The organism is Mycobacterium sp. (assembly GCF_044342925.1).
Lineage (GTDB): Bacteria > Actinomycetota > Actinomycetes > Mycobacteriales > Mycobacteriaceae > Mycobacterium.
The window spans coordinates 1-23,508 of record NZ_JBIIOV010000032.1; the positions used below are offsets into that span (position 1 = coordinate 1).

Sequence of the window (23,508 nt, forward strand, 5' to 3'; positions counted from 1 at the left end):
CGACGTCGAAGGCCGCGCACAGCGCGGCGATCCGGTGCAGTTCGGAGTCGGGCAGCCGCACCGACCCGACCAGCTGCCGGGCGACCGCGACCCGCTGGGCCAACTCGGTGTCGGCGGCGGCGTGCCGGTCGGCGAAGCCGGCCGGGTCGGCCTCGTAGTCCAGCCGCGCACGAATCACCGCGGTGCGCACCGGGACGTCGCGCGAGGCCGCCACGTCGACGGCCAGCCCGAACCGGTCGAGCAACTGCGGGCGCAGCTCCCCCTCTTCGGGGTTCATGGTGCCGATCAGCACGAACCGCGCCTCATGCGAGTGCGACACCCCGTCGCGCTCGATGTGCACCCGACCCATCGCGGCCGCGTCGAGCAGGACGTCGACGAGGTGGTCGGGCAGCAGGTTGACTTCGTCGACGTAGAGCACGCCGCCGTGCGCGCGGGCCAGCAGCCCGGGCGAGAAGGCGTGTTCGCCGTCACGCAGCACCTTCTGCAGGTCCAGCGATCCCACCACCCGGTCCTCGGTGGCGCCGATGGGCAGCTCCACCAGCCGGGCGTCGGCTTCACCTGGACGGGTGGCCTGGCCGAGCACCGCGGCCAGCGCCCGCACGGCCGTCGACTTGGCGGTGCCCTTCTCGCCGCGGATCAGCACTCCGCCGATCTCGGGGCGCACCGCGCACAGCAGCAGCGCCAGTCGCAGCTTGTCGTGGCCGACGATGGCGCTGAACGGATACGGCGGGGTCATCGGCGGGTGCCGCCGGTCAGTGCGAGCCGCATCATCGGCACGTGCGGAATGCCGTCCTCGACGAACTCCGCGCCGTCGACCACGAAACCGTGCCGGGCGTACATGTCGGCCAGGTAGCTCTGGGCACTGAGCCGGCAGGGTTGCTCGCCCACCTCAGCCAGGGCGGCCTGCATCAGGCGGGTGGTGTGGCCGCGGCCACGCTCCGACGCGCGGGTGCAGACCCGGCCGATCCGGAACACCGGCGCCGCGGGGCCGCCTTCCCGCATCAGCCGCAGCGTCGAGATCACCTGTCCCCCAGCGTCGTCCAGCCAAAAATGTCGGGTGGTCGGCTGCAGGTCGCGGCCGTCGAGTTCCGGGTAGGGGCAGGCCTGCTCCACGACGAACACCTCGACGCGCAACCTGAGCAGCGCGTAGAGGCTGGCCGCGTCCAGATCGGGTCCCCAGCTGTGCCGCAGGGCCAGCGTCACACCAAGCCCGCGGGTTCCGGCTGGCCGGTGGGGCGGGTGCCCAGACCCAGCACCTTGCTGCCGTGCTCCCAGATCTCGGTGAACAGCCGCGGCTCCTCAGACAGCTTGGAGCCCAGCGAGGGCACCATCTCCTTGATCCGCGGCTCCCAGCCCCGGTACTCCTCGGGGAAGCAGCGCTGCATCACCTCGAGCATGGCGGGCACCGCGGTGGATGCGCCCGGCGAGGCCCCGAGCAGCCCGGCGATGGACCCGTCCGCGGCGGCGAGCACCGTGGTGCCGAACTCCAGAATACCCAGCTTCTTGGAGTCGCGGCGGATCACCTGCACGCGCTGACCGGCGATATCGAGTTCCCAGTCGTGGCCCTCGGCGGTGGGGGCGAACTTGCGCAGCGTGTTGACCCGGTCACCGAAGGACTGCAGCAACTCGCCGATGAGGTACTTCAGCAGCGGCAGCTCGGTGAGGCCGACGCCGACCATCGACAACAGGTTGTCGGGCTTGACCGACAGCGGCAGATCGGTGGACTTGCCGGCCTTGAGGAACTTCGGCGACCAGCCGGCGAACGGGCCGAACAGCAGCCAGTCCTTGCCGTTGATGACACGGGTGTCCAAGTGCGGCATGGACATCGGCGGGGCGCCCAGCGGCGGCAGGCCGTAGACCTTGGCGTTGTGCTCGCTGGTGAGGCCGGGCTTGTCGGTGCGCAGCCACTGGCCGCTGACCGGGAAGCCGCCGAAGCCCTTGGCCTCCTTGATGCCGGCCTTCTGCAGCAGCGGCAGGGCGCCGCCGCCGGCGCCGACGAACACGAACTTGCTGCGGATCCGCGACTTCTCACCGGTGCGCCGGTTGACGATCTTGACCGTCCAGCTGCCGTCGGACTCCTGGTCGAGGTCGCGGACCTCGTGGCCGAACAGGGTGTTCATGCCGCGCTCGGAGCCGAACGCCAGCAGCTGGCGCGACAGCGACCCGAAGTCGACGTCGGTGCCGGCCTCGGTCCAGTTCAGTCCGACCGGGACCGAGAAGTCCCGGCCCTGCGACATCAGCGGCAGCCGGCGGGCGAACTCGTCCGGGGAGTCGATGAACTCCATCGAGGCGAACAGCGGGTTGTGCCTGAGGGTCTCGTAGCGGCGGCGCAGGTAGTCGACGTTGTCGGCACCCTCGACGAAACTGACGTGTGGCACCTGGTTGAGGAAGCTGCGGACGTCGCTGAGCAGACCGTTCTCCACGGCGTACGACCAGAACTGCCGGGTGACCTGGAACTGCTCGTTGACGTTGATCGCCTTGGCGATGTCGATGCTGCCGTCCGGCTTGGCCGGGGTGTAGTTGAGCTCGCACAGCGCCGAGTGGCCGGTGCCGGCGTTGTTCCACGGGTCGGAACTCTCGGCGGCGGCCGCATCGAGCCGCTCCACCAACGTGATCGACCAGTCCGGCTCCACCAGGCGAAGCAGAGCGCCGAGGGTGGCGCTCATGATTCCGGCACCGACGAGGACGACGTCGGTCCTGGCGTCGGACTTGGGGTTGTCAGCCACGGGTACGTCCTTCCGGAGATCCGCCCCCGGGCGTGGGGGCGGGCGTAGAGCTAGGTTATCCCGCCCTATCCGGCCGCGATCCCGGTAGTAGCGAGCGCCACACATCGTTACTGTGTGTCCCGTGGCGGCTGGGCGTGGCGACTGGTCTGGCCCCGTCTCTTGGACCGACGACGTACTGCCGGGTTATCGCCAGGCCACCGTGGCGCTGGGAGCCGATCCCGACGACGAGGGCGACCTGGTCGCCACCCTGGTCACCCGGGCCGACGCCGCGCCGTCCGACCGGGTCGTGCTGGCGGTGCACGGGTACACCGACTACTTCTTCAATACCGAACTGGTGGATTTCCTCGCCGCCCGCGGCTACCGCCTCTACGCCGTGGACCTGCACAAGTGCGGCCGGTCCTGGCGGCCGGGACAGACCCCGCATTTCACCACCGATCTATCCCGGTACGACCGCGAGCTGGAACTGGTGCTGGGCATCATGACCGCGGAGAACCCCGGCGCGCGAACCGTCATGTACGGCCATTCCACCGGCGGTCTGGTGGTCTCGCTGTGGCTGGACCGGGCGCGCCGCCGCGGCGACACCGCCGGGCTCGGGCTGTCCGGCCTGGTACTCAACAGCCCGTTCCTGGATCTGCAGGGTCCGGCCATCCTGCGCACCGCGGTCACCTCCGGCGCCATCGGGGCGCTGTCGCGAGTCAACAAGAACCGGGTGGTGCGCGCGGCGGGGAACGGCGGCTACGGGCGCAGCCTGCACCGCGATTACCACGGCGAGTTCGACTACGACCTGCGGTGGAAACCGCTGGGCGGCTTCCCGATCACCGTCGGCTGGGTGCATGCCATTCGAAGCGGCCAGGCGCGGCTGCACCTCGGGCTGGACGTCGGCGTGCCCAATCTGGTGCTGCGGTCCGACCACAGCGTGGCCGAGACGACGGGCACCGACGGGATTCAGCGCGGCGACGCCGTGCTGGACGTCACCCACATCGCCCGGTGGGCCGGGTGCATCGGCAACCGGCAGACGATCGTGCCGGTGGTCGACGCCAAGCACGACGTGTTCTTGTCCCTGGCCGGGCCGCGCGAGGCCGCGTACCGCGAACTGGAGCAGTGGCTGGCGCAGCTCTGACCCGCCGGTCTGGAACTCAGCGGGGCACGAAGCTGCCGTGGAATCCCTGCGGAATGTGGTGCTTGAGACCCGCGGTTGCCACCGGGCCGCCGGCGACGTCCTGGGCGTCGAGGACCACCAGCCGGGAGGTGTGGGTGTCCGCCCGGTACTCCACCGACAGCAGCCAGCCGTCGTCCTCGTCGGTCGCGCCCGGCCGCGGGGTGAACACCGGCTCGCAGAAGCTGTTGCCGGGCGTCTGCGCGGCGTAGCTGGTCTCGGTGTTGTCGGACAGATCGATCTTGGTGATCTCGTCGAACATGGTGCCGAGCTGGTGGCGGGTGTTGAAGTAGGAGTACCGGTGCGGGCGCCCTTCGCGGTCGGGGTGGTGCCGCGGGAACTCGCACGACCGGTCGCTGAGTTGTTCGCGGATCACCCGGCCGGAGGCGGTGATGCGGAACCGGGTGAACTCCGAGGTGGCGTTGTCCAGCGGACTGGTGCGGAACCGCGAGATGCATTCCAGCAGTTCGCCGTTGTGGTAGGTGACCACGTCGAGGACGACGTCGCCGCGGTCGTCGAAGGCGTTGCTGAGATGGAATTGCAGCACGGCGTCGTGCTCGATACGACGGATGTCGCCGCCGTCCCGCGGGATCAGGACGAACGAGCTGCCCCGCTCCGGATGGTATTTCATGCCGTCGCCGAATGACTTGAGCCCCAGGGCGATCGGGATGCCGTCCGGGATGATCGGGGACACCAGGAACACCAGATACCGCTCGGTGATCGCAAAGTCGTGCACCATGGCCACGTACGGCAGCGACAGCGAGCGGTAGTGCTTGAGCTTGCCCTGCCGGTCGGTGCGGTACACCCGCAGATGCGGGGTCGGAAGGAACTCGACGCCGAAGTTGAACATGTCACCGCTGCTCGGGCAGAAGCAGGGATGCGCGGAATACGAACCGATCCAGCGCAATTCGCCGCCGAATCGTCGCAGGCCCTTGGTCTCCAGGGTCTCGGCGTCGATCTCGTAGGGCGGGCCGCCCTCCCACAGCGCGTACAGGTGACCGGCGTGCTCGACGACGTTGGTGTTGGCCAGGTTGGTGGGCAGCCGGCCGATATTGGCCAGGAGACCACCGACGGCGTCGGTGCCCATGTGCCGGGTTCCGGACTTCCCGCGGTAGTGCTGGGTCCGCACGTACCGGTTGCGGTAGCGCACGGTGCCGCGGTCGATCCGGAAGGCGGAGATCATGCCGTCGCCGTCGAACAGATGGTGCAGTGGCCGGCCGGTGTGGTCCTGCCAGCGGCCCGGGCCGTTGCGGTAGAGCGTTCCATTCAGTTCGGCCGGCAGCTCGCCCTCGACCGCCGCGACGTAGTCGAACTCCTTGAGTTGCGGTTCGCTGACCCCCAGACTGCGCAGGTCGGCGTCGCCCATCGTCGCCATCCGCTCCAGTGCGCGGGCACGCTCGTCGTCGTCGAGGGAGTCCAGATACTCGTCGAGGCCGGGCAGGTCCGGTTTGTCGAGAACCAGAGCGGTGGCCCGCGAGGACGACGATGCTGAACGGGAAGCCACGACTTACTCCTGATCGTTGAGTGAGACTAAATGTGAACCTAGTCTCAGTTCGCGAAGTGCGTCAACCAGCCACGCCGGATTGGCGCTGCGGTACAAATACCGGTGATGTCCTCGACCCGGTCCTCCGAAGAGCTGGTCGGGGCCGCGGTGGAGCTGATCGCCGAAGCCGGCCTCGACGGGTTGACGCTGAGCCGGGTCGCCGGCCGAGTCGGGGTGTCCCGGGCCACCGCATACCGGGAATTCGGCGATAAAGAAGGGCTGATCAGCGCGGCGGCGCAACACGAGGTGCAGGCGATGGTCGTCGCCACGCTGGGCGGGGTGGACATGCGGGCCGAGCCGGCGGCCATCGTGCGCTCGACGGTGCTGTTCGCCTTGCGGTACCTGCGAAACCACGCCGCCTTCACCTACATCCGGGATCACGAGCCGCACTGGCTGCTCAACGCCGTGCTCGTCGTCGGGGATACCCCGATGAACCTGGTTCAGACGGTGGCTGCGATGGTGGCGCCGGTGATCGCCGCACCCGGGGACCCCCGGCTGACACTGGAACCGATGCAGGCCGCCGAGCTCGTGGTGCGCACGGTCTTGTCACACACGCTGATCGAGCGCAGCACGCTCACCGACGAGCAGGTGGCCGACGCGGTAGCCCGCGCCATCACCTGAGCCACGCGGCCTCTGGGCGGATCGACTCTGCGTCCAGATCGCCTCCCGCGACGTTTCGACGCGCTCACCGCAGCGTCGATGGACTCAGCGCAGAGTCAGCCACCGGTTTGGCTCACCGGGTAAGGTCGCCGCAAGTACTCGGATGGTGTGAGAAACCGGTGTGATTCCGGTGCGGTCGCGCCACTGTGTCCGGTTGTTTCGTTAACCGGTAGCCAGACCTTCCCGTCCGGGTTTTCACCCACGAGCGGGACGCGCAATCCCGCAGGAAGGCGGCGGATGGCTGCTCATCTGCTGGGCACATGGACGCGCCGCGACTGGGTGCACGCCTCGGGGTTGCTGGGGGCAGTGGCCGTCCTGCACGTGGTGGGGTTCGGCGCGCTGATCCTCGCGGTCGCCCCGGCGCACTATCAGCTGGGAGCGCAGGCGTTCTCGATCGGCTTGGGCGTCACCGCCTACATGTTCGGTCTGCGGCACGCCTTCGACGCCGACCACATCGCCGCGATCGACAACGTGACCCGCAAACTGGCCGCGGACGGCCGGCGGCCGAAGTCGGTCGGATTCTGGTTCGCGCTCGGCCATTCGGCGATGGTGGTGGTGCTGGCGCTGCTGGTGGTCGCCGCCGCCCGGATGGCCGGGAGCCTGCTCGACGAAGGCTCCTCCACCCGGCGGACGCTCGGCATCGCAGGCACGCTGGCCTCCGGCGGCTTCCTCTACGTGATCGCCCTCGTCAACGTGGTTGCACTGGCAGGAATCTGGCGCGCCTTCACCGCGATGCGCAGGGGCACGCTGGACATGGCCCAGCTGGACCGGCATCTGGAGGGCCGAGGCCTGGTGGTCCGGCTGCTGCGGCCGGTGATGAGTCGGATCCGTCGGCCAGGGCAGATGTTCGCCGTGGGCATGCTGTTCGGACTGGGATTCGACACCGCCACCGAGGTGACGCTGCTGGCGATGGCCGGTACCGGCGCAGCCGCCGGCATCCCCTGGTATGCGGTTCTCACTTTGCCCGTGCTGTTCGCCGCCGGGATGAGCCTGATGGACACCGTCGACGGACTGTTCATGGCGGCCGCCTACGACTGGGCGTTCGCCAACCCGATGCGCAAGATCCTCTACAACCTGGCGATCACCGCGCTATCGGTAGCGGTGGCCTGGGGCGTCGGCACGGTGGAACTGGTGTCGGTGCTGCACGACGACTTCGGCTGGGCCAACCCGGTCACCGAGTGGCTGAGCGGAATCACCCTCGACAAGGTCGGCTACATCATCGTGGCACTGTTCGCAATGACCTGGGTTGTCGCGATCGCGGTGTGGCGCGTGCGGGCCGCACTGTCCTGACTCAGTCGCACTGTCCTGACTCAGTCGCACCGCCGGCCATGGGTCTACAGCGGGGTGACGTAGTGGCCGCTGATGCCGCCGTCGACGAGGAAGGTGGCACCGGTGATGAACGACGCGTCGTCACTGGCCAGGAACGCCACCGCGGCCGCGAGTTCCTCGGGCTCGGCGAACCGGCCGATCGGGACGTGCACCAGCCGCCGCGCGGCGCGCTCGGGGTCCTTGGCGAACAACTCCTGCAGCAGCGGGGTGTTCACCGGGCCGGGGCACAGCGCGTTGACCCGGATTCCCTGCCGGGCGAACTGCACTCCCAGTTCGCGGCTCATCGCCAGCACCCCACCCTTGGACGCGGTGTAGGAGATCTGCGAGGTGGCCGAGCCCATCACCGCCACGAAGGAGGCGGTGTTGATGATGGACCCCTTGCCGGCCGGCACCATGTGGCGCAGCGCCGCCCGGCAGCACAGGTACACGCTTTTGAGGTTGACGTCCTGAACCCGTTGCCAGGCGGGCAGTTCGGTGGTCTCGATGAGGTCGTCGTCAGGCGGGGAGATGCCGGCGTTGTTGAACGCGATGTCGACCGCGCCGTAGGCGGCCGCGGCGGTGTCGAACAGGTTGTTGACCTGGTCTTCGTCGGAGACGTCGACCGAGACGAACAACCCGTCCAGTTCGTCGGCAACCGGTTCCCCGGCCTTCGGGTCGATGTCCCCGACGACGATGATCGCGCCTTCGGCCCGCATGCGCCGTGCGGTGGCCAGGCCGATACCGCTGGCTGCGCCGGTGATGACGGCCACCCTGCCGGCCAGTCGCTGGGTCAGGTCCATCTAGCTTTCTCCCATCGCGAAGAAGACGTTCTTGGTCTCGGTGAAGTGCTCGGGGGCATCCGGGCCCAGTTCCCGGCCCAGGCCGGAGCGCTTGAATCCGCCGAACGGGGTGCTGTAGCGCACCGAGGAGTGCGAGTTGACGCTGAGATTGCCCGACTCCACCGCCCGCGACACCCGCAGTGCCCGGGACAGGTTGTCGGTCCAGATCGATCCGGACAGACCGTAGTCGGTGTCGTTGGCCAGCGCGATGGCGTCGGCCTCGTCGTCGAACGGCAGCACCGCCACCACCGGACCGAAGATCTCCTCGGTCACCGTGCGGTCGGTCCGGTCCGGGGTGAGAACCGTTGGCGGGAACCAGTATCCGGGCCCGCCCGGGGCGGCCCCGCGGAAGGCGACGGGGGCGTCGTCGGGGACGTAGGCGGCCACCGACTGGAAGTGCGGGCGCGACACCAGCGGCCCCATCTCGGTGTCGCGCCGGGCCGGATCGCCCACCACCACCCCTTTGACCGCGGGTTCGAGCAGTTCCATGAACCTATCGAACACACTGCGCTGCACCAGGATCCGGCTGCGCGCACAGCAGTCCTGGCCGGCGTTGTCGAATACCCCGTACGGTGCGGTGGCCGCCGCCTTCTCCAGGTCGCAGTCGTCGAAGATGATGTTGGCGCTTTTGCCGCCGAGTTCCAGGGTGACCCGCTTGACCTGAGCCGCCGCCCCCGCCATCACCCGGGTGCCGACCTCGGTCGAGCCGGTGAACACCAGCTTGCGCACGTCCGGGTGGCTGATGAAGCGCTCCCCCACCACGCTGCCCTTGCCGGGCAGTACACAGAAGAGGCCGGCCGGAAGACCCGCCTCGACGGCCAGTTCAGCCAGCCGGATGCTGGTCAACGGGGTCCACTCGGCCGGCTTGAGGAGCACCGCGTTGCCGGCGGCCAGCGCCGGGGCGAAACCCCACGAGGCGATCGGCATCGGGAAGTTCCACGGGGTGATCACCCCGACGACCCCGATGGGCTCGTGGAACGTGACGTCGAGACCGCCGGCGACGGGAATCTGCCTGCCGCTCAACCGCTCCGGCGCGGCGGCGTAGTACTGCAGCACGTCGCGAACGTGCCCGGCCTCCCACTCGGCCGCCGACAGCGGGTGTCCGGCGTTGGCAACTTCTAGGGCCGCGAGTTCCCCGATGTGCGCGTCGACGACCGCGGCGAAGGCCCGCAGCGCGGACGCACGTTCGGCGGGCGGCTTTGCCGCCCAGAGCTTCTGGGCCGCCCTGGCCCGCGCCACCGCGTCGTCGACCGCGGCGGCGTCGCACTGGTCGACGGTTCGCAGCACCTCCTCGGTGGCCGGGTTGATCAGTGTGGTGGTCTGTGTGCTCACGAACCCACCCTTCCTGTCGCGTAGTCGCGGGCGGCGGCGATGAGCCCGCCGAACAGCCGGAGCTCGTCGAGGTTCTCCTCGGGGTGCCACTGCACCGCGACCACGAAGCCCGACCCGGGCAGTTCCACCGCCTCGATCACGCCGCCGGCGTCGGTGGCGGTGACCATCAGGCCCTCCCCCAATCGATCGATCGCCTGGTGGTGGTAGCACTGCACCTCCAGGCCGTCACCCACCAGCTGCGCCAGCCTGCTGCAGGGAACGGTGGAGACGGTCGAGGTGGCGAACACCGCGTCACCCTGCCGGTGCCCGCTGTGCCCGAGGACGTCGGGCAGGTGCTGGTGCAGCGTGCCGCCGAGCGCGACGTTGAGCACTTGGGCTCCCCGGCAGATGCCCAGCACCGGCAGCCGACGGCGCAACGCCGCATCGAGCAGGGCGAACTCCCAGTCGTCGCGGTCACCAGCGGGGGCGTCGGTGGCCGGGTGCGGGTTCTGGCCGTAGGCGGCCGGGTCGACGTCTGTGCCGCCGGTGATGACCAGGCCGTCGAGGCCGTCGATGACACGCGCGGCCGTGACCGGGTCGACCGGCTGCGGCGGCAGCAGGGTGGCGATCCCGCCGGCCAGCGTCACACCGTCGATGTAGACCCCGGGCAGAAAGCTGGCCTGCACATCCCACACCCCGCTGCGGGCCTGTTGCCGGTAGGTGGTCAAGCCGATCACCGGGGGTGCGCCCGCCACCTCAGCAGCGCTCAAAACCGCGCACCCTCTCCCAGTCGGTGACCGCGGAGTTGAACGCGCCGATCTCCACCCGCGCGTTGTTGAGATAGTGCTCGACCACGTCGTCACCGAAGGCTTCCCGCGCCACCGCGGACCGCTCGAACAGTCCGGCCGCCTCGGCCAGCGTGCCAGGCAGCCGCTCGGCGTCGCCGACGTAGGCGTTGCCGGTCACCGGGTCGGGCAGCTGCACTCCGTTATCGATGCCGTGTAGTCCGCCGGCGATCAGCGCGGCGACCGCCAGGTACGGGTTGACGTCGCCGCCCGGGGCGCGGCATTCGGCTCGCAGGGAGTGGCCGTGGCCGACCACCCGCATGGCGCAGGTCCGGTTGTCCACACCCCAGGCGACGGCGGTCGGGGCGAAGCTGCCCAGAACAAAGCGCTTGTAGGAGTTGATGTTCGGCGCGTAGAACAACGCCATTTCGCGCAGCGTGGCTAGCTGCCCGGCGAGGAAGCTGCCGAACATTCCCGACATGCCGAACGGGGCGGTGTCGTCGGCGAACACCGCGCTGCCGTCGGCACCGCGCAGCGAAAGGTGGATATGACAGCTGTTACCTTCACGTTCGTCGAACTTGGCCATGAAGGTCAGGCTCTGGCCGTGCTGGTCGGCGATCTCCTTGGCGCCGTTCTTGTAGATGGTGTGGTTGTCACAGGTGACCTGGGCGTCGTCGTAGCGGAAGGCGATCTCCTGCTGGCCGAGGTTGCACTCGCCCTTGACGCCTTCGCAGTACATTCCGGCGCCGTCCATGCCCAGCCGGATGTCGCGCAGCAGCGGCTCCAGGCGGGTGGAGGCATGGATGGCGTAGTCGACGTTGTAGTCGGTGGTCTTGCTCAACCCGCGGTACCCGGCTGCCCACGCCGCGCGGTAGGTGTCGTCGAACACCATGAATTCCAGTTCAGTGCCGACGAATGCCTTCAGCCCGCGCTGGGCGAGCCGGTCCAGTTGGCGGCGCAGGATGCTGCGCGGTGCGGCGGCCACCGGATCCTCACCCGCCGCGGAGGCGGCGCCACCGGCGCTGTGCCACTGCAGGTCGGCCATCACCAACGCCGTGCCAGGCAGCCAGGGCAGGATCCGCAGAGTGTTCAGGTCCGGGCGCATCACCATGTCGCCGTAGCCGGACTCCCAGCCCGACATCCGGTACCCGCCGACGGTGTTCATCTCGACGTCGACGGCCAGCAGATAGTTGCAGCATTCCGCGCCGTGGGCAGCAACCTCATCGACGAACAGCCGCGCCGACACCCGCTTGCCGGTCAGCCGGCCCTGCATGTCGGCGAAAGCGACGATCACCGTGTCGATCTCGCCGGCCGCCATCAACCGTTCCAGTTCACCGGGCGTCAGCATGCCGCGGCGGCGGTGGGCGCTCTCGGACTTCACGGGCACTCCTGGACTTGCTTGCTGCCACAAGGTTTACATGACGTGGACGGGGTTCAACAACTTCGCCATCTCGTTCTCGATCATCGCGATCCTCGCGGGTTGCTTCACCTCGTTTCTTACTGGGCTGGAACAACGGCGGCCCGGCGGCGATCGCGTGGGGCTGACCGATCCTGTCGGCATTCATCCTGCTGATCGGCCTGTGCACGTCCGAACTGGTCTCGGCCTACCCGACGTCCGGCGGAATCTATTGGTGGGCAGCCACACTCGGCGGGCCTAAGGCCGGCTTCTACACCGGCTGGCTGAACCTGATCGGGCTGATCGCCATCCTGGCCTCGGTGGCCTACGGCAGCGCGACGTTCCTGGATCTGACGTTGGGCACCCTCGGCGAGAGCAGTCGGGGCTGACTACCGCGCCGCTCACCAGGTGCTGGTGCGCAGCACGATCTCGGCGGCCATTTGGGCGGTGACCATCTCGGCGTTGGCAGCCCGGCCGCCGAACTCGACCAGCCGGAAGTCGCTGTAGACGAACCGCTGGCTGGCCATGGCGGCGGCCCGCGCCGCCGGGTTGCTGACCAGAACGGTGGTGTTGATCTCCACCGGCGGGCAGTCGGTGTCGCGGGTGACCCCGTGCGGATCGGGAACCCGGGGATGGCCGCGGTCGACGACCACCATCCCGATGAACCGCTCCGGATGTGCGGCGGCCACCTGCCAGGCCAGTTCGGCGCCGAACCGGTCACCGAACAGCACCCCGGACGGAATCTCGAGAACGTCAAGCACCTCCACGACGTTCTTGGACTGCAGCCGCGGGTCGCCGCCGATGACGGCGGTGCGCGCCGCGGAATTGTGCAGGCGCTTGCACAACGCGTCGTACGCGGCGGGAGGATGCTGGGCCGCGCCCAGCAGCAACACGCAGGGCCCCTTATCGGGTCCGGCGACAGTCACCGGCAAGCTGAACCCGTCGACGGTTCTGATCGTCGTGGGCATCTTGAACACGCTAAAGTCCGCCGCGCGGGCCGGTGAGGTTACGTCGGAGCTCTCAGAGAGTATTCAGGAAGCCGCGAGCTTGGTGGCCTGCCGGGAGAAGACCTCCAGGAAGGTCTGCGGCAGTTCTGCTTTCGCCGCGACCGACGGGTTGGGCGTCGGGGTGACCGAGCCGAACACCGCTCGCCGCCCCACATTCTGAAAGGCCATGTAGGCACTGCTCTGGGCGCCGTTGAGTCTCATCGTCTGCTCATAGCCCAGGGCGCCGTCGGGCAGACCGGGCAGCGCGGTCGTGGTCATCGGAATACCGATGGAGGCGGGGTCGAAGAAGACCTCGTAGCTCGCACACCGGTCGGCGGCGGACTGCAGCGCCGCCAGGTCGAGATTCCAGGACAGCACCGTCATCACCATCCGGGCCCCGTCGTAGGAGACCGCGTACTTCGCCGCGCTGCCCGGACCGAGTTCGGCGGACTGCTTGATGACGTTGGTCAGGGCGTTGGCACACCCTTGCGGCCGCGACAGCATCGACCCGGGTTCGTGCGCGCCGTCGGGCTCCCCCGGCTTCTCGACGATGCGGTCGTACCGCACGCCGGGCGGGAAGTCGGCTTCGGTGAGCATGGCCTGCTGCAGCGCCGCCCCGGGCCAGGTGGCGGTACCGGGTACCGTGGCGGCGCACCCGGACAGCAGGACGACCGCCCCCAACGTCCCCGCCACCGCCGCACGCACCATGTCGTTCAGGGTAGGCGACCGACGGTGATGACCGGCGCCGCGACCGGGGGCCCGCCCAGGAGCCCCAGCACGGCGTCGAGGTCCAGATGTGCGGTGAGCAGGTCGGCCATCAGGTCGAGCTGGGCGTCGCGGCGGTCGGCGACGCTGATCCCGGCGGCGACTCGGAACCCGCTCCGGCCGGCGGCATGGGCCACCCGGGCAAGCCAGCCGCGGCGGAAGTCGTCGTTGTCCATCAACCCGTGCCAGTGGGTGCCGAACACGCCGTCGCGGACGAAACCGTGTGCGGTGCCGTCCACCTCGAACCAGACCTGCTCGGCGCACCGGGTCACCCGCCCGTGGTGAATTTCGTAGCCCTGCAGCAGCCCGTTCCACGGTCGCAGCACCTTGTCGGCGGCGAAGACGATGTCGGCGTCGAGCAGAGCCAGACCGGTTACCACGCCGCGGCCGCTCTCCACGGTGTCCTCGATCTGCCGGCACAGCATCTGCATGCCCCCGCAGATGCCCAGCACCGGACCGCCGGCGCGGGCGTGGCCGACGACGGCGTCGGCAAGTCCGCGTTCGCGCAGCCAGGCCAGGTCGGCGACGGTGGCCTTGCTGCCCGGCAGCACCACGACGTCGGCGTCGCGGACCTCGGCCGCCTCGGTGATCCAACGCACCTCGACCCCGGGTTCGCAGGCCAGCGCCTCGACATCGGTGGAGTTGGAGATCCGCGGCAGCCGCACCGCCGCCACCCGCAACCAGTCGCTGCCGACCGGCGGGCCCGGCCGGCCCACCAGGCCGCCGGGCGCCACCGACAGCGAGTCCTCGGCGTCCAGCCACAAGTCGTCGCTGTAGGGCAGGACGCCGTAGGTCGGCCGGCCGGTGAGATCGGCCAGCTGGTCGAGCCCCGGCGTCAGCAGGGACGGGTCGCCGCGGAACTTGTTGACGATGAAGCCGGCGATGAGCTTCTGGTCCTCCGGTTCCAGCACCGCCACGGTGCCGAACAGGTGGGCCAGCACACCGCCGCGGTCGATGTCGCCGACGACCACCACCGGCAGATTGGCGGCCCGCGCCAGACCCATGTTGGCCAGATCGGTGGCGCGCAGGTTGATCTCGGCCGGTGAGCCGGCACCTTCGCAAATTACGACGTCGAATTCCTCACGCAGAGAAGCCAATTCGTCGGCCACTACCGCGGCCAGCCGGTCGCGGTGGGTGATGTAGTCGCGGGCCCCCACGACGCCGACCGCACGGCCCCGCACGACCAGCTGCGAGGTCCGGTCACTGCCGGGTTTGAGCAGAACGGGGTTGAACCGCACACTGGGCGCCAGCCCGGCGGCGCGGGCCTGCATCGCCTGGGCCCGGCCGATCTCCCCGGCGCCGACCCCGTCGGCGTCCAGATCCCCGTCCAGGGCGACCACCGAGTTGTTGCTCATGTTCTGGGCCTTGAACGGCGCAACCCGGATTCCCTTGCGCGCCAGGATCCGGCACAGGCCGGCGACCACCATGGACTTGCCGGCGTCAGACGTGGTGCCGGCCACCAGCAGCGCTGCGCCGGTCAAGGCAGGGTGAGGATCTCGGCGCCGTCGTCGGTCACCACGATGGTGTGCTCGAACTGCGCCGTCCATTTGCGGTCCTTGGTGACCACCGTCCAGCCGTCCGGCCAGATCTCGTAGTCCAGCGAGCCGAGGTTGATCATCGGCTCGATGGTGAACGTCATGTCCGGCTCCAGAACCGTCTCCACGCTCGGCTGGTCGTAGTGCAGCACAACCAGGCCGTTGTGGAACGTGGTCCCGATACCGTGGCCGGTGAAGTCGCGAACGACGTTGTAGCCGAAACGGTTTGCATACGACTCGATGACCCGGCCGACCACCGACAGCGCGCGGCCCGGTTTGACGGCCTTGATGGCGCGCAGGGTGGCTTCCTCGGTGCGCTCGACGAGCAACCGGTGTTCCTCGCTGACATCACCGGCGAGGAAGGTGGCGTTGGTGTCGCCGTGCACGCCGTGGATGTAGGCCGTGACGTCGATGTTGACGATATCGCCGTCGGCGATCACCGTCGAATCCGGGATGCCGTGACAGATGATCTCGTTGAGGGAGGTGCAGCAGGATTTGGGAAATCCCTTGTAGCCCAACGTCGAAGGGTACGCACCGTGGTCGAGCATGTACTCGTGGGCGATGCGGTCGAGTTCGTCGGTGGTCACCCCCGGCGCGACGGCCTTACCGGCCTGGGCCAGCGCCCCGGCGGCGATCCGGCCCGCGACGCGCATATTCTCGATCACCTCAGGCGTCTGCACCCAGGGCTCGTGGCCTTCGGCGGCACCGGCCCGGCCGACGTACTCCGGCCGTTCAATCAATTTGGGCACCGGCAGGATGGGCGAGAGCACCCCGGCGCTCAGCGGACCGCGCGTCATCGGCGCCGCAACACCGGCGGCACCGGCACCTTGGACCGGCGGGGTCCGCGGATGGTCACCGAACCCAGCACCACCCGGCCGGTGAGCACCACATGCGGCTTGCCCTCCGCAGGCGGATTCTTGCGGCGGTCACGGGCGCTGCCGCCGTAGACGGTGACGTCGTCAAGGGAGGCGCTGGCCCCGTCGGGAAGCCGGATGTCGACCGAGCCGCGCACCATGTCCAGTTCGATGACCACCACCGGGCCGGCGAACCGGGCGGTGGCGAGATCGAGGTCCACCGATCCCACCCGGCGCACCAGCGACAGGCGGGTGGGCACCATCCACTCGCCGTGCCGGCGCAGCGAACCCAGCCAGCCGCGCAGTTCCAAGTGGTCGGCCGAGGAGGAGGCGATGGCGCCGGCACGCGGAAGGTCGTCGACCAGCGCCTCGAGTTCACCCGGTTGGCGGGCGGTCGAGACCTGGGCCGAGCGCTCTTCGAACTCGCCGATATCGATGAGGCCCATCGCGACGGCGTTGTGCAGTCGCCGCAAGGTCCCATTGCGGTCGGCATCGGACACTCGCACGGCAGGCGGGCTGTCGTACCTGAGGACGGCGGACGTGTCGTACCGGTTCTCGATGTCAGTCATAGCCTCTCTAATTTACCGTTGATCAGGCTCCGGACGCTCCCTCGACCGCACCACCCACCGCCCACGTCACCGCTCGGTAAGCTCAGCGTCCATGTCCGAGATGCCCAGACGATCCGTACTGATCGGGGCTGCCCTGACCCCGCTGGCCGCTCCCCTGGCGGGCTGCGGGCAGGCCGGCAAGGTTCCCGCCCAACCGCCGCCGACCGCCGGTGAGGTGCTGACCGCCGTCGCCGACGTGCCGGTGGGTGAGGCCCGCATCATCGACGGCACCCTGGTGAGCCAGCCCACCCCGGGCGTCTTCAAGGGTTTCGTCGCCCGCTGCACGCACGCGGGCTGTGCGCTGGCGGTAAAGGATGGCGGCATCGAATGCCCTTGCCACGGAAGCAAATTCACCATCGACGGTGCGGTCGAGCGTGGGCCCGCCACCAAGCCGCTGAAGACGCGGCCGGTGACCGTGCGCGGCGGCGAGATCGTCGCGGGCTAAGCCAGGAAGTCCGGCGGCAGCTCTTCGAGCATCTGCCGCACCATCCGCACGGCGTAGCTGGAACTGCCGCCGCCGACGATCAGACCGGCGAACGCCAGGTCTCCCCGGTAGCCGGTGAACCACGCGTGTGAACCGCCTGGGAACTCCGCCTCACCGGTCTTGCCGTACACCTGGCCCAGACCGTCGATGTCCTTGGCTGTGCCGTTGGTCACGGCCTGACGCATCATCGTCCGCAGACCGTCCACCGCGACCGGATCGACCGGCGGGTGGTCGCCGCTCTCGACGGTCGGACGGCCGGCGATGAGGAACGGCGTGGGGGTGCGCCCGGCGGCGACGGTGGCCGCGGCCAGCGCCATGCCGAACGGGGTCACCAGCACCTTGCCCTGGCCGAAACCGTCCTCGGTGCGTTCGACGAGGTCGACGGTCGGAGGCACCGTCCCGGTGACGGTGGTCAGCCCCTCCATGGTGTAGTCCGGCCCGATGCCGAACTGCGCGGCCGCCACGGGCAGCGCGGTGGGGGTCATCCGGCTGGCCAGCTCGGCGAAGGTGGTGTTGCACGAGTTGGCGAATGCCTGGGTCATCGGCACCACGCCGAGGTCGAACTTGTCGTAGTTGGGGATGACGCGATCGCCGATCTCGATCATGCCCGGACACCCCACCATGGAGTCGGGGGTGGCCATCTTGGAGCTGATGGCCGCACCGGCGGTGACGATCTTGAACGTCGAACCGGGCGGGTACAGGCCGGTGGTGGCGGCCGGACCGTCGGCGTCGGCCGCGGCGTTCTGGGCCACCGCCATGATCTCGCCGGTGGACGGTTTGATGACCACGATCATCGCCTTGTTCCACCGCCCGCCCACCGCGTGCTGGGCGGCGTTCTGCACCAGCCGGTCCAGCGTCAGTGAGATCGACGGCGCCGGCTTGGGGGCCACCTCGGTGAGGACGTCGACGTCGGCACTGTTCTTGTTGACGCTGACCACCCGCCAGCCGGCTTCGCCGTCGAGCTCGTCGAGGACGGCCTTCTTGACCTCGTTGACGATGGCGGGCGCGAAACCGTCGTCGGTGGGCAGCATGTCGGCGACCGGCGCGACGATCACGCCGGGCAGGTTGTCCAGCGCTGCGGCGACCTTGTCGTGATCCGACGGTCGCAGCGTGATCAGATCCAGCGGTCCCTTCATGGAGCTGGCCGTTTCGGCGAGCCGTTGCGGGTTGAGGGTGTTGTCGAATTGGCGCAGCACATCGGAGACCACCCGGGCGGTGCCCATCAGATTGCCGCCGGCCCGGGTGGCGTCCAACTGGTAGCGGAAGAGGGTGCCCGGAAGCAGAACCTCGGTGCCGCCCAGTTCGTTGACCGACGCCCGCCGGGGCGGGTCGGCGCGCAGTTCAAGGGTCTGGTTTTCGCCGAGTTTGGGATGCAGTGCGCTGGGCGACCAGCGGACCCGCCAGGAACCCTCGTCGCGGACCATGTTGAGCGTGCCGTCGTAGGTCCAGCTGCGCTCCTTGGGCAGCTGCCAGGTGAAGCGGTAGTGCACGCTGCCGGTGTCCTCGGTATAGCGCGCGCCCAGGACAGTGGCGTCGAGACGGGTGGCCTGCAGCCGCGACCACGCCTCGTTGAGCGCGGCGTGCGCTTCAGTCGGGCGGTCTGCCAGCGCGGCGGCCGCACCGGTGTCGCCCCGTCCGAGGTCGGCCAGGAACTGTGCCGCGGCCAGCGCGGGCCCGTCCTGCTTGGGAGTGCACGCCGACAGCGTCCCCGCGACCACGGTCAGGGCCGCCGCGATGCCTGTGACTTTTGTTGCCAGAGTTGTCATTGAGGCGAATGTTATGAGTTCGAGACCGCCATCGCGCGCAGGCGCACCGGGCCTTGCGCGGTTCAGTCGAGCAGGATCGTGGCGAAAGTTCCCACCTCGCGGAAACCCACCCGGGCGTAGGCGGCCCGGGCCACGGTGTTGAAGCTGTTCACGTAGAGGCTGGCGATACGCCGGCTCTCCACCACCGCGGCGGCCACCGCGGCGGTTCCCGCGGTGCCCAGGCCGTGGCCGCGCCATTCCGGATGCACCCACACGCCCTGGATCTGGCCCACCGACGGCGACCGCGAACCGATCTCCGCTTTGAACACCACCCGGCCCTGCTCGAACCGGGCGAACGCCCGCCCGGCGGCGATGAGGTGCGCCACCCGGCGCCGGTATCCGCGTCCGCCATCGCCGGCACGCGGATCGATGCCGACCTCACCGATGAACATGTCGACCGCGGCGACCAGATAGGCGTCCAGTTCGTCCACCCGCACCCGGCGCACGGCCGGATCGATGACGCACCGCGGCCGGAAGCCCATTGCCATCAGCGGCTGGCGTTCGCGGACATCGCGCGCCGGTCCCCAGCCGCGATGCAACCGATCCCACAGTGGCAGAACGAGATCGGCGCGGCCGACCACCGACGAACACCGCCTCGGCGTGCTCAGGGCGTGGTCGGCGAACGTCCGCAGATCAGCCGGACCACCGCGCAGCGGAATCAGATTCGCACCGGAATAACACAGCGACTCCTCGACCCGGCGCAGCGTCCACAACTCTCCGCCGATGGCGGCCGGTTCGGCGCCGTGATCGGCGACCCGCGCGGCCACCATGCAGCTGCCCACCGGATCCTCGGCGAGCACCGGCACCACCGAGTCGGTGTCGCGCACGACCGACACCCGGCGACCGTCGACCGGACGAAACAGCGACGGAGCCGACATGGTGGTCCTTCTGGGGAATTGGCCCGCGGATTGGGTGCTAGCTGGAGCTTACGGTGACCACCGGCGATCCACCGTCCGACGCGACGTCCTTCATGTCGGCGGCGAGCCGCAACGCCTCTTCGATCAGAGTCTCGACGATCTGGGCCTCCGGCACGGTCTTGATCACCTCGCCCTTGACGAAGATCTGCCCCTTGCCGTTGCCCGACGCCACCCCCAGGTCGGCCTCGCGGGCCTCCCCCGGACCGTTGACGACGCAGCCCATCACCGCCACCCGCAACGGGACGTCGAGACCCTCCAGTCCGGCGGTGACCGCGTTGGCCAGGGTGTAGACGTCGACCTGCGCCCGGCCGCACGACGGGCAGGACACGATCTCCAGACCGCGCGGCCGCAGGTTCAGCGACTCCAGGATCTGGTTGCCGACCTTGACCTCTTCGACCGGCGGCGCCGACAACGACACCCGGATGGTGTCGCCGATGCCCTCGGCCAGCAGCGCGCCAAAGGCGACGGCGGACTTGATGGTGCCCTGGAACGCCGGGCCGGCCTCGGTGACACCCAGGTGCAGTGGGTAGTCGCACTTCTGCGCGAGCAGCCGGTAGGCGGCCACCATCACCACCGGATCGTTGTGCTTGACGCTGATCTTGATGTCGCCGAAGCCGTGCTCCTCGAACAGCGAGGCCTCCCACAGCGCGGACTCGACCAGCGCCTCGGGGGTGGCCTTGCCGTATTTCTCCAGGAACCGCTTGTCCAGCGAGCCCGCGTTGACGCCGATCCGGATCGGAATGCCCGCCGCCCCTGCGGCTTTGGCGACCTCGCCGACTCGGCCGTCGAACTCCTTGATGTTGCCGGGGTTCACCCGCACCGCGGCGCAGCCGGCGTCGATGGCGGCGAAGATGTACTTCGGCTGGAAGTGGATGTCGGCGATCACCGGGATCTTGCTCTTGCGGGCGATCTCGGCCAGCGCGTCGGCGTCCTCCTGGCGCGGGCAGGCCACCCGCACGATGTCGCAGCCCGAGGTAGTCAGCTCGGCGATCTGCTGCAGTGTGGCGTTGACGTCATGGGTCTTGGTGGTGCACATGGACTGCACCGCGATGGGGTGGTCGCTGCCGATGCCGACATCGCCCACCATGAGCTGACGGGTCTTACGCCGCGGCGCAAGCGTGGGCGGGGGGGCGGCGGGAATACCCAAGCCGATGGAGGTCATGTAAATCTCCTACTGGAACAAGCGGATCGGGTTCACCAGGTCGGCGGTGACGGTCAAAGCCATGTAACCCATCACCAGAACCAGGATCACGTATGTGGCCGGCATCAGCTTCCCGTAGTCGACCGGTCCCCCGGGCACCAGGCCGCGGGCCGCGCGAAGCATATTGCGCAGCTTCTCGTAGACGGCGACGGCGATGTGGCCGCCGTCGAAGGGCAGCAGCGGCAGCAGGTTGATGGCACCCAGGACGAAGTTGAGCTGAGCCAGGAAGAACCAGAACGCCACCCACAGACCGTGATCGACGGTGTCGCCGCCGATGATGCTGGCGCCCACCACGCTGATCGGGGTCTCCGGGTCGCGTTCTCCGCCGCCGATGGCGTGCACCAGCGCACCGACTTTGCTCGGGATCTTCGCCAGCGACTTGCCGATCTCGACGGCCAGATCGCCGGTGAAGGCGAAGGTGGCGGGCACCGCCGACAGCATGTTGTGCTGCGTCGGGCCGAACTCCGCGGCGGTGATGCCGATCGCGCCGACGTCCGACGGTCCGGTCGCCTCGCCGCCGCCGGCCGGCGCCACCCATCGCTGGGTGGTGGTGACGTCGACGACGGCGTCCAGCGTGGCCGTCGACCCGTCGACGGTGCGCTCCACCACGAACGGGGTGGGTCCGGAGGACTTCTGTACCGCGGCGACCATCTCCTGGAACGTCGTGACCTCGGTGGGGCCGACCTTGACGACCACGTCCCCGGGCTTGATGCCGGCGGCCGCGGCCGGACCGGATCCGGTGCAGTCGCCGAGTTCGCCCTTGGTGACTTCGGCCTTGACGCAGGTGGTGTCGCCGACCATCGCCGATGTCGCCGGATGCAGGTTGGGCAGGCCCCAGATCACGGCGATGGCGTAGATCAGCACCAGGCCGATGATGAAGTTCATCGCCGGCCCGGCGAACAGCACCGCCACCCGCTTCCAGACCTTCTGCTTGTACATCGCGTACGGCTCGTCTTCGGGCGCTATCGGCGTTTCGGCCGTCATGCCGGCGATGTCGCAGAACCCACCCAGCGGAATGGCTTTGATGCCGTATTCGGTGGAGCCGAGTTTGTTGGGCCGCCGGGTGGACCACAGCGTCGGGCCGAAGCCGACGAAGTAGCGGCGCACCTTCATGCCGGTGGCGCGGGCCACCCACATATGGCCGCACTCGTGCAGCGCGACCGAAACCAGGATGGCCAGCGCGAACAGCGCGATGCCAAGCGCGAACATCATGAGTCCAACCTCATCGGTGCGGAAGCGACCTCCTGTGCGGCGGCGTCAACGGCGTCGCGGGCACGTTGCCGGGCCCATCGCTGGGCGTCGAGTACGTCCTCCACGGTAGCGGGTTCGGCAACCCACTGATCCGCGCTGCTCAGGACGTCAGCGATTGTTCTCACGATGGCCGGGAACCGGATGCGCCCGGCCAGGAACGCCGCGGCGGCCTCTTCGTTGGCGGCGTTGTACACCGCCGTCATGCAGCCCCCGGCTTCACCGGCCGCGCGGGCCAGGTCGACGGCCGGGAACACCGCCGCGTCCAGCGGCTCGAAAGCCCACGTCGAGGCGGTGCTGAAGTCGCAGGCGACGGCCGACCCCGCCACCCGCTGCGGCCACCCGAGGGCAAGACTGATCGGCAGTTTCATGTCCGGCGGGCTGGCCTGGGCGATCGTCGATCCATCGACGAAGGTGACCATCGAATGCACGATCGACTGCGGGTGCACCACGACCTCGATGCGCCGGTACGGGATACCGAACAGCAGGTGCGTTTCGATCAGTTCCAGACCTTTGTTGACCAGCGACGCCGAGTTCAGCGTGTTCATCGGCCCCATGTTCCAGGTCGGGTGCGCGCCGGCCTGCTCGGGAGTGACCGACTCCAGCTGGGCGGCCGACCAGCCGCGGAACGGGCCGCCGGAGGCGGTCAGGACCAGCGCAGCCACTTCGTCGGAGGTGCCGGCACGCAGGCATTGGGCCAGGGCGGAGTGCTCGGAGTCCACCGGCACGATCTGCCCCGGCGCAGCCGCCTTGAGCACCAGCGGGCCGCCGGCCACCAGCGACTCCTTGTTGGCCAGTGCGAGCCGCGCGCCGGTGGCCAGCGCGGCCAGCGTCGGTTCCAGCCCAAGCGCCCCGACCAGGGCGTTGAGAACGACGTCGACTCCGGTCGTCTCAGCGGCGTCCTGAATCAGCCGGGTCGCGGCGTCCGGCCCGGCGTAGCTGACGTCACCGATGCGGGCTGCGGCAGCCGGGTCGGCGACGGCCACCCGGGTCACGCCGGTCTCGGCGCGCTGGCGCGCGAGGAGTTCGGCGTTGGCGCCCCCGGCGGCCAGGCCGACCACCTCGAAGCGGTCCGGGTTGTCGGCGATCACCTCCAGCGCCTGGGTTCCGATCGACCCGGTGCTGCCGAGAATCAACACGCGCAGACGATTGGCGGAACTCACCGATCTATTGTGCCGTCTTGGTTCGTGCATCGACAGCGGCGCGTCGGGAGAATGCTCCGCACAACCGGAGGGACTCTAAAAAATATGACCACTCACCGTCGCCTGCTCGGCGCAGCGGGCCTTGCCACTGTGCTGGCGCTCACCGGCTGCTCGTCGAACGTCGCGGAGACTCCACCGGCGTCGCCGGCCGGCCGCTCCGGCACCACCAGAGCGTCAGC

Annotated in this window: 22 protein-coding genes and 1 pseudogene; 5 read left to right on the forward strand and 18 right to left on the reverse strand. The window is 69.2% G+C overall.

The features are described from left to right. The 3 genes from ADBZ6I_RS05460 to mqo all read right to left on the reverse strand — a co-directional run. Positions 1-736 (reverse strand): magnesium chelatase ATPase subunit I (locus tag ADBZ6I_RS05460; RefSeq protein ID WP_526381661.1); only part of this gene is annotated, 736 nt, incomplete at its 3' end. Continuing rightward, positions 733-1,203 carry a GNAT family N-acetyltransferase gene (locus ADBZ6I_RS05465; protein ID WP_526381663.1) on the reverse strand — a complete coding sequence of 157 codons (471 nt, stop codon included), beginning with the start codon at positions 1,201-1,203 and terminating at the stop codon, positions 733-735. The genes ADBZ6I_RS05465 and ADBZ6I_RS05460, both read right to left, overlap by 4 nt. Continuing rightward, positions 1,200-2,666: a malate dehydrogenase (quinone) gene (gene mqo, locus ADBZ6I_RS05470; RefSeq protein ID WP_526381701.1), complete on the reverse strand. Its 1,467-nt coding sequence runs from the start codon at positions 2,664-2,666 to the stop codon at positions 1,200-1,202. The genes ADBZ6I_RS05465 and mqo overlap by 4 nt, the downstream gene beginning before the upstream one ends. A gap of 181 nt (positions 2,667-2,847) precedes the next feature. Between mqo and ADBZ6I_RS05475 the strand changes: the two genes are divergently transcribed. Further along, positions 2,848-3,846, forward strand: coding sequence for an alpha/beta hydrolase (locus ADBZ6I_RS05475; protein ID WP_526381665.1), 999 nt, complete (start codon positions 2,848-2,850; stop codon positions 3,844-3,846). A gap of 16 nt (positions 3,847-3,862) precedes the next feature. Here ADBZ6I_RS05475 and ADBZ6I_RS05480 read toward each other — a convergent pair whose 3' ends face one another. Then, entirely contained in the window at positions 3,863-5,386 is a 1,524-nt protein-coding gene (locus ADBZ6I_RS05480) for a carotenoid oxygenase family protein (RefSeq protein WP_526381667.1), read from the reverse strand. A 105-nt stretch (positions 5,387-5,491) separates the two neighbouring features. On the opposite strand from ADBZ6I_RS05480, the gene ADBZ6I_RS05485 reads away from it, so the two are divergent. Next, the gene (locus ADBZ6I_RS05485) at positions 5,492-6,046 is read left to right on the forward strand and encodes a TetR/AcrR family transcriptional regulator (RefSeq protein WP_526381669.1); all 555 of its coding nucleotides are present in this window, start codon (positions 5,492-5,494) and stop codon (positions 6,044-6,046) included. 276 nt (positions 6,047-6,322) lie between these two features. Beyond that, a complete protein-coding gene (nicT, locus tag ADBZ6I_RS05490) occupies positions 6,323-7,375 on the forward strand; it encodes a Nickel transporter NicT (protein ID WP_526381671.1) in 1,053 nt (350 codons plus the stop codon). 44 nt (positions 7,376-7,419) lie between these two features. Here nicT and ADBZ6I_RS05495 read toward each other — a convergent pair whose 3' ends face one another. The 4 genes from ADBZ6I_RS05495 to ADBZ6I_RS05510 are packed head-to-tail and all read right to left on the reverse strand — an operon-like array spanning position 7,420 to position 11,676. Then, a complete protein-coding gene (locus ADBZ6I_RS05495) occupies positions 7,420-8,193 on the reverse strand; it encodes a 3-oxoacyl-ACP reductase (RefSeq protein ID WP_526381673.1) in 774 nt (257 codons plus the stop codon). Then, the gene (locus ADBZ6I_RS05500; protein ID WP_526381675.1) at positions 8,194-9,564 is read right to left on the reverse strand and encodes an aldehyde dehydrogenase family protein; all 1,371 of its coding nucleotides are present in this window, start codon (positions 9,562-9,564) and stop codon (positions 8,194-8,196) included. Then, positions 9,561-10,313, reverse strand: coding sequence for a gamma-glutamyl-gamma-aminobutyrate hydrolase family protein (locus ADBZ6I_RS05505; RefSeq protein ID WP_526381677.1), 753 nt, complete (start codon positions 10,311-10,313; stop codon positions 9,561-9,563). Before ADBZ6I_RS05505 ends, ADBZ6I_RS05500 begins: the two co-directional genes overlap by 4 nt. Beyond that, a complete protein-coding gene (locus tag ADBZ6I_RS05510; RefSeq protein ID WP_526381703.1) occupies positions 10,300-11,676 on the reverse strand; it encodes a glutamine synthetase family protein in 1,377 nt (458 codons plus the stop codon). Before ADBZ6I_RS05510 ends, ADBZ6I_RS05505 begins: the two co-directional genes overlap by 14 nt. 76 nt (positions 11,677-11,752) lie before the next feature. Here ADBZ6I_RS05510 and ADBZ6I_RS05515 point away from each other — a divergent pair. Then, positions 11,753-12,101: pseudogene (locus tag ADBZ6I_RS05515) on the forward strand (amino acid permease); the annotation flags it as partial. Between the two features lie 24 nt (positions 12,102-12,125). On the opposite strand, the gene ADBZ6I_RS05520 reads toward ADBZ6I_RS05515, so the two are convergent. The 5 genes from ADBZ6I_RS05520 to ADBZ6I_RS05540 all read right to left on the reverse strand — a co-directional run bounded on the left by ADBZ6I_RS05520 (position 12,126) and on the right by ADBZ6I_RS05540 (position 16,433). Next, a complete protein-coding gene (locus tag ADBZ6I_RS05520; RefSeq protein WP_526381679.1) occupies positions 12,126-12,692 on the reverse strand; it encodes an alpha/beta fold hydrolase in 567 nt (188 codons plus the stop codon). A gap of 63 nt (positions 12,693-12,755) precedes the next feature. Next, positions 12,756-13,418: a hypothetical protein gene (locus tag ADBZ6I_RS05525; protein ID WP_526381681.1), complete on the reverse strand. Its 663-nt coding sequence runs from the start codon at positions 13,416-13,418 to the stop codon at positions 12,756-12,758. A 5-nt stretch (positions 13,419-13,423) separates the two neighbouring features. Beyond that, complete coding sequence (locus ADBZ6I_RS05530) at positions 13,424-14,956, reverse strand: cobyric acid synthase (protein WP_526381683.1); 1,533 nt, start codon at positions 14,954-14,956, stop codon at positions 13,424-13,426. Continuing rightward, on the reverse strand, positions 14,953-15,807 hold the full coding sequence (gene map, locus ADBZ6I_RS05535) for a type I methionyl aminopeptidase (RefSeq protein WP_526381685.1): 855 nt from the start codon (positions 15,805-15,807) through the stop codon (positions 14,953-14,955). Before map ends, ADBZ6I_RS05530 begins: the two co-directional genes overlap by 4 nt. Next, entirely contained in the window at positions 15,804-16,433 is a 630-nt protein-coding gene (locus ADBZ6I_RS05540) for a DUF1707 domain-containing protein (protein ID WP_526381687.1), read from the reverse strand. Before ADBZ6I_RS05540 ends, map begins: the two co-directional genes overlap by 4 nt. Before the next feature lie 91 nt (positions 16,434-16,524). Here ADBZ6I_RS05540 and ADBZ6I_RS05545 point away from each other — a divergent pair, with 91 nt between their 5' ends. Then, positions 16,525-16,917: a QcrA and Rieske domain-containing protein gene (locus ADBZ6I_RS05545; protein WP_526381689.1), complete on the forward strand. Its 393-nt coding sequence runs from the start codon at positions 16,525-16,527 to the stop codon at positions 16,915-16,917. On the opposite strand, the gene ADBZ6I_RS05550 is transcribed toward ADBZ6I_RS05545, so the two are convergent. From ADBZ6I_RS05550 to dxr, 5 genes are all read right to left on the reverse strand, one after another. Next, positions 16,914-18,722 (reverse strand): penicillin-binding transpeptidase domain-containing protein, encoded by a 1,809-nt coding sequence (locus ADBZ6I_RS05550; RefSeq protein ID WP_526381691.1) that lies wholly within the window; start codon positions 18,720-18,722, stop codon positions 16,914-16,916. The genes ADBZ6I_RS05545 and ADBZ6I_RS05550 overlap by 4 nt on opposite strands. 62 nt (positions 18,723-18,784) lie before the next feature. Continuing rightward, on the reverse strand, positions 18,785-19,639 hold the full coding sequence (locus ADBZ6I_RS05555; protein ID WP_526381693.1) for a GNAT family N-acetyltransferase: 855 nt from the start codon (positions 19,637-19,639) through the stop codon (positions 18,785-18,787). Positions 19,640-19,676: 37 nt separating this feature from the next. Further along, complete coding sequence (ispG, locus tag ADBZ6I_RS05560; RefSeq protein ID WP_526381695.1) at positions 19,677-20,840, reverse strand: flavodoxin-dependent (E)-4-hydroxy-3-methylbut-2-enyl-diphosphate synthase; 1,164 nt, start codon at positions 20,838-20,840, stop codon at positions 19,677-19,679. Between the two features lie 9 nt (positions 20,841-20,849). Further along, positions 20,850-22,091 carry a M50 family metallopeptidase gene (locus ADBZ6I_RS05565; protein ID WP_526381697.1) on the reverse strand — a complete coding sequence of 414 codons (1,242 nt, stop codon included), beginning with the start codon at positions 22,089-22,091 and terminating at the stop codon, positions 20,850-20,852. Next, positions 22,088-23,320, reverse strand: a complete 1,233-nt coding sequence (gene dxr / locus ADBZ6I_RS05570) for a 1-deoxy-D-xylulose-5-phosphate reductoisomerase (protein WP_526381699.1) — start codon at positions 23,318-23,320, stop codon at positions 22,088-22,090. Before dxr ends, ADBZ6I_RS05565 begins: the two co-directional genes overlap by 4 nt. Positions 23,321-23,508: the final 188 nt, after the last annotated feature.

What these genes read in the sequence shown, in the direction of transcription:
- map (WP_526381685.1), bottom strand. Translation starts at nt 15,807, where the DNA reads ATGACGCGCGGTCCGCTGAGCGCCGGGGTGCTCTCGCCCATCCTGCCG.
- ADBZ6I_RS05525 (WP_526381681.1), bottom strand. Translation starts at nt 13,418, where the DNA reads ATGGTGCGTGCGGCGGTGGCGGGGACGTTGGGGGCGGTCGTCCTGCTG.
- ADBZ6I_RS05540 (WP_526381687.1), bottom strand. Translation starts at nt 16,433, where the DNA reads ATGACTGACATCGAGAACCGGTACGACACGTCCGCCGTCCTCAGGTAC.
- dxr (WP_526381699.1), bottom strand. Translation starts at nt 23,320, where the DNA reads ATGCACGAACCAAGACGGCACAATAGATCGGTGAGTTCCGCCAATCGT.
- ADBZ6I_RS05485 (WP_526381669.1), top strand. Translation starts at nt 5,492, where the DNA reads ATGTCCTCGACCCGGTCCTCCGAAGAGCTGGTCGGGGCCGCGGTGGAG.
- ADBZ6I_RS05545 (WP_526381689.1), top strand. Translation starts at nt 16,525, where the DNA reads ATGTCCGAGATGCCCAGACGATCCGTACTGATCGGGGCTGCCCTGACC.
- ADBZ6I_RS05495 (WP_526381673.1), bottom strand. Translation starts at nt 8,193, where the DNA reads ATGGACCTGACCCAGCGACTGGCCGGCAGGGTGGCCGTCATCACCGGC.
- ADBZ6I_RS05510 (WP_526381703.1), bottom strand. Translation starts at nt 11,676, where the DNA reads ATGCTGACGCCCGGTGAACTGGAACGGTTGATGGCGGCCGGCGAGATC.
- ADBZ6I_RS05555 (WP_526381693.1), bottom strand. Translation starts at nt 19,639, where the DNA reads ATGTCGGCTCCGTCGCTGTTTCGTCCGGTCGACGGTCGCCGGGTGTCG.
- ADBZ6I_RS05550 (WP_526381691.1), bottom strand. Translation starts at nt 18,722, where the DNA reads ATGACAACTCTGGCAACAAAAGTCACAGGCATCGCGGCGGCCCTGACC.
- ADBZ6I_RS05520 (WP_526381679.1), bottom strand. Translation starts at nt 12,692, where the DNA reads ATGCCCACGACGATCAGAACCGTCGACGGGTTCAGCTTGCCGGTGACT.
- ispG (WP_526381695.1), bottom strand. Translation starts at nt 20,840, where the DNA reads ATGACCTCCATCGGCTTGGGTATTCCCGCCGCCCCCCCGCCCACGCTT.
- nicT (WP_526381671.1), top strand. Translation starts at nt 6,323, where the DNA reads ATGGCTGCTCATCTGCTGGGCACATGGACGCGCCGCGACTGGGTGCAC.
- ADBZ6I_RS05565 (WP_526381697.1), bottom strand. Translation starts at nt 22,091, where the DNA reads ATGATGTTCGCGCTTGGCATCGCGCTGTTCGCGCTGGCCATCCTGGTT.
- mqo (WP_526381701.1), bottom strand. Translation starts at nt 2,666, where the DNA reads ATGAGCGCCACCCTCGGCGCTCTGCTTCGCCTGGTGGAGCCGGACTGG.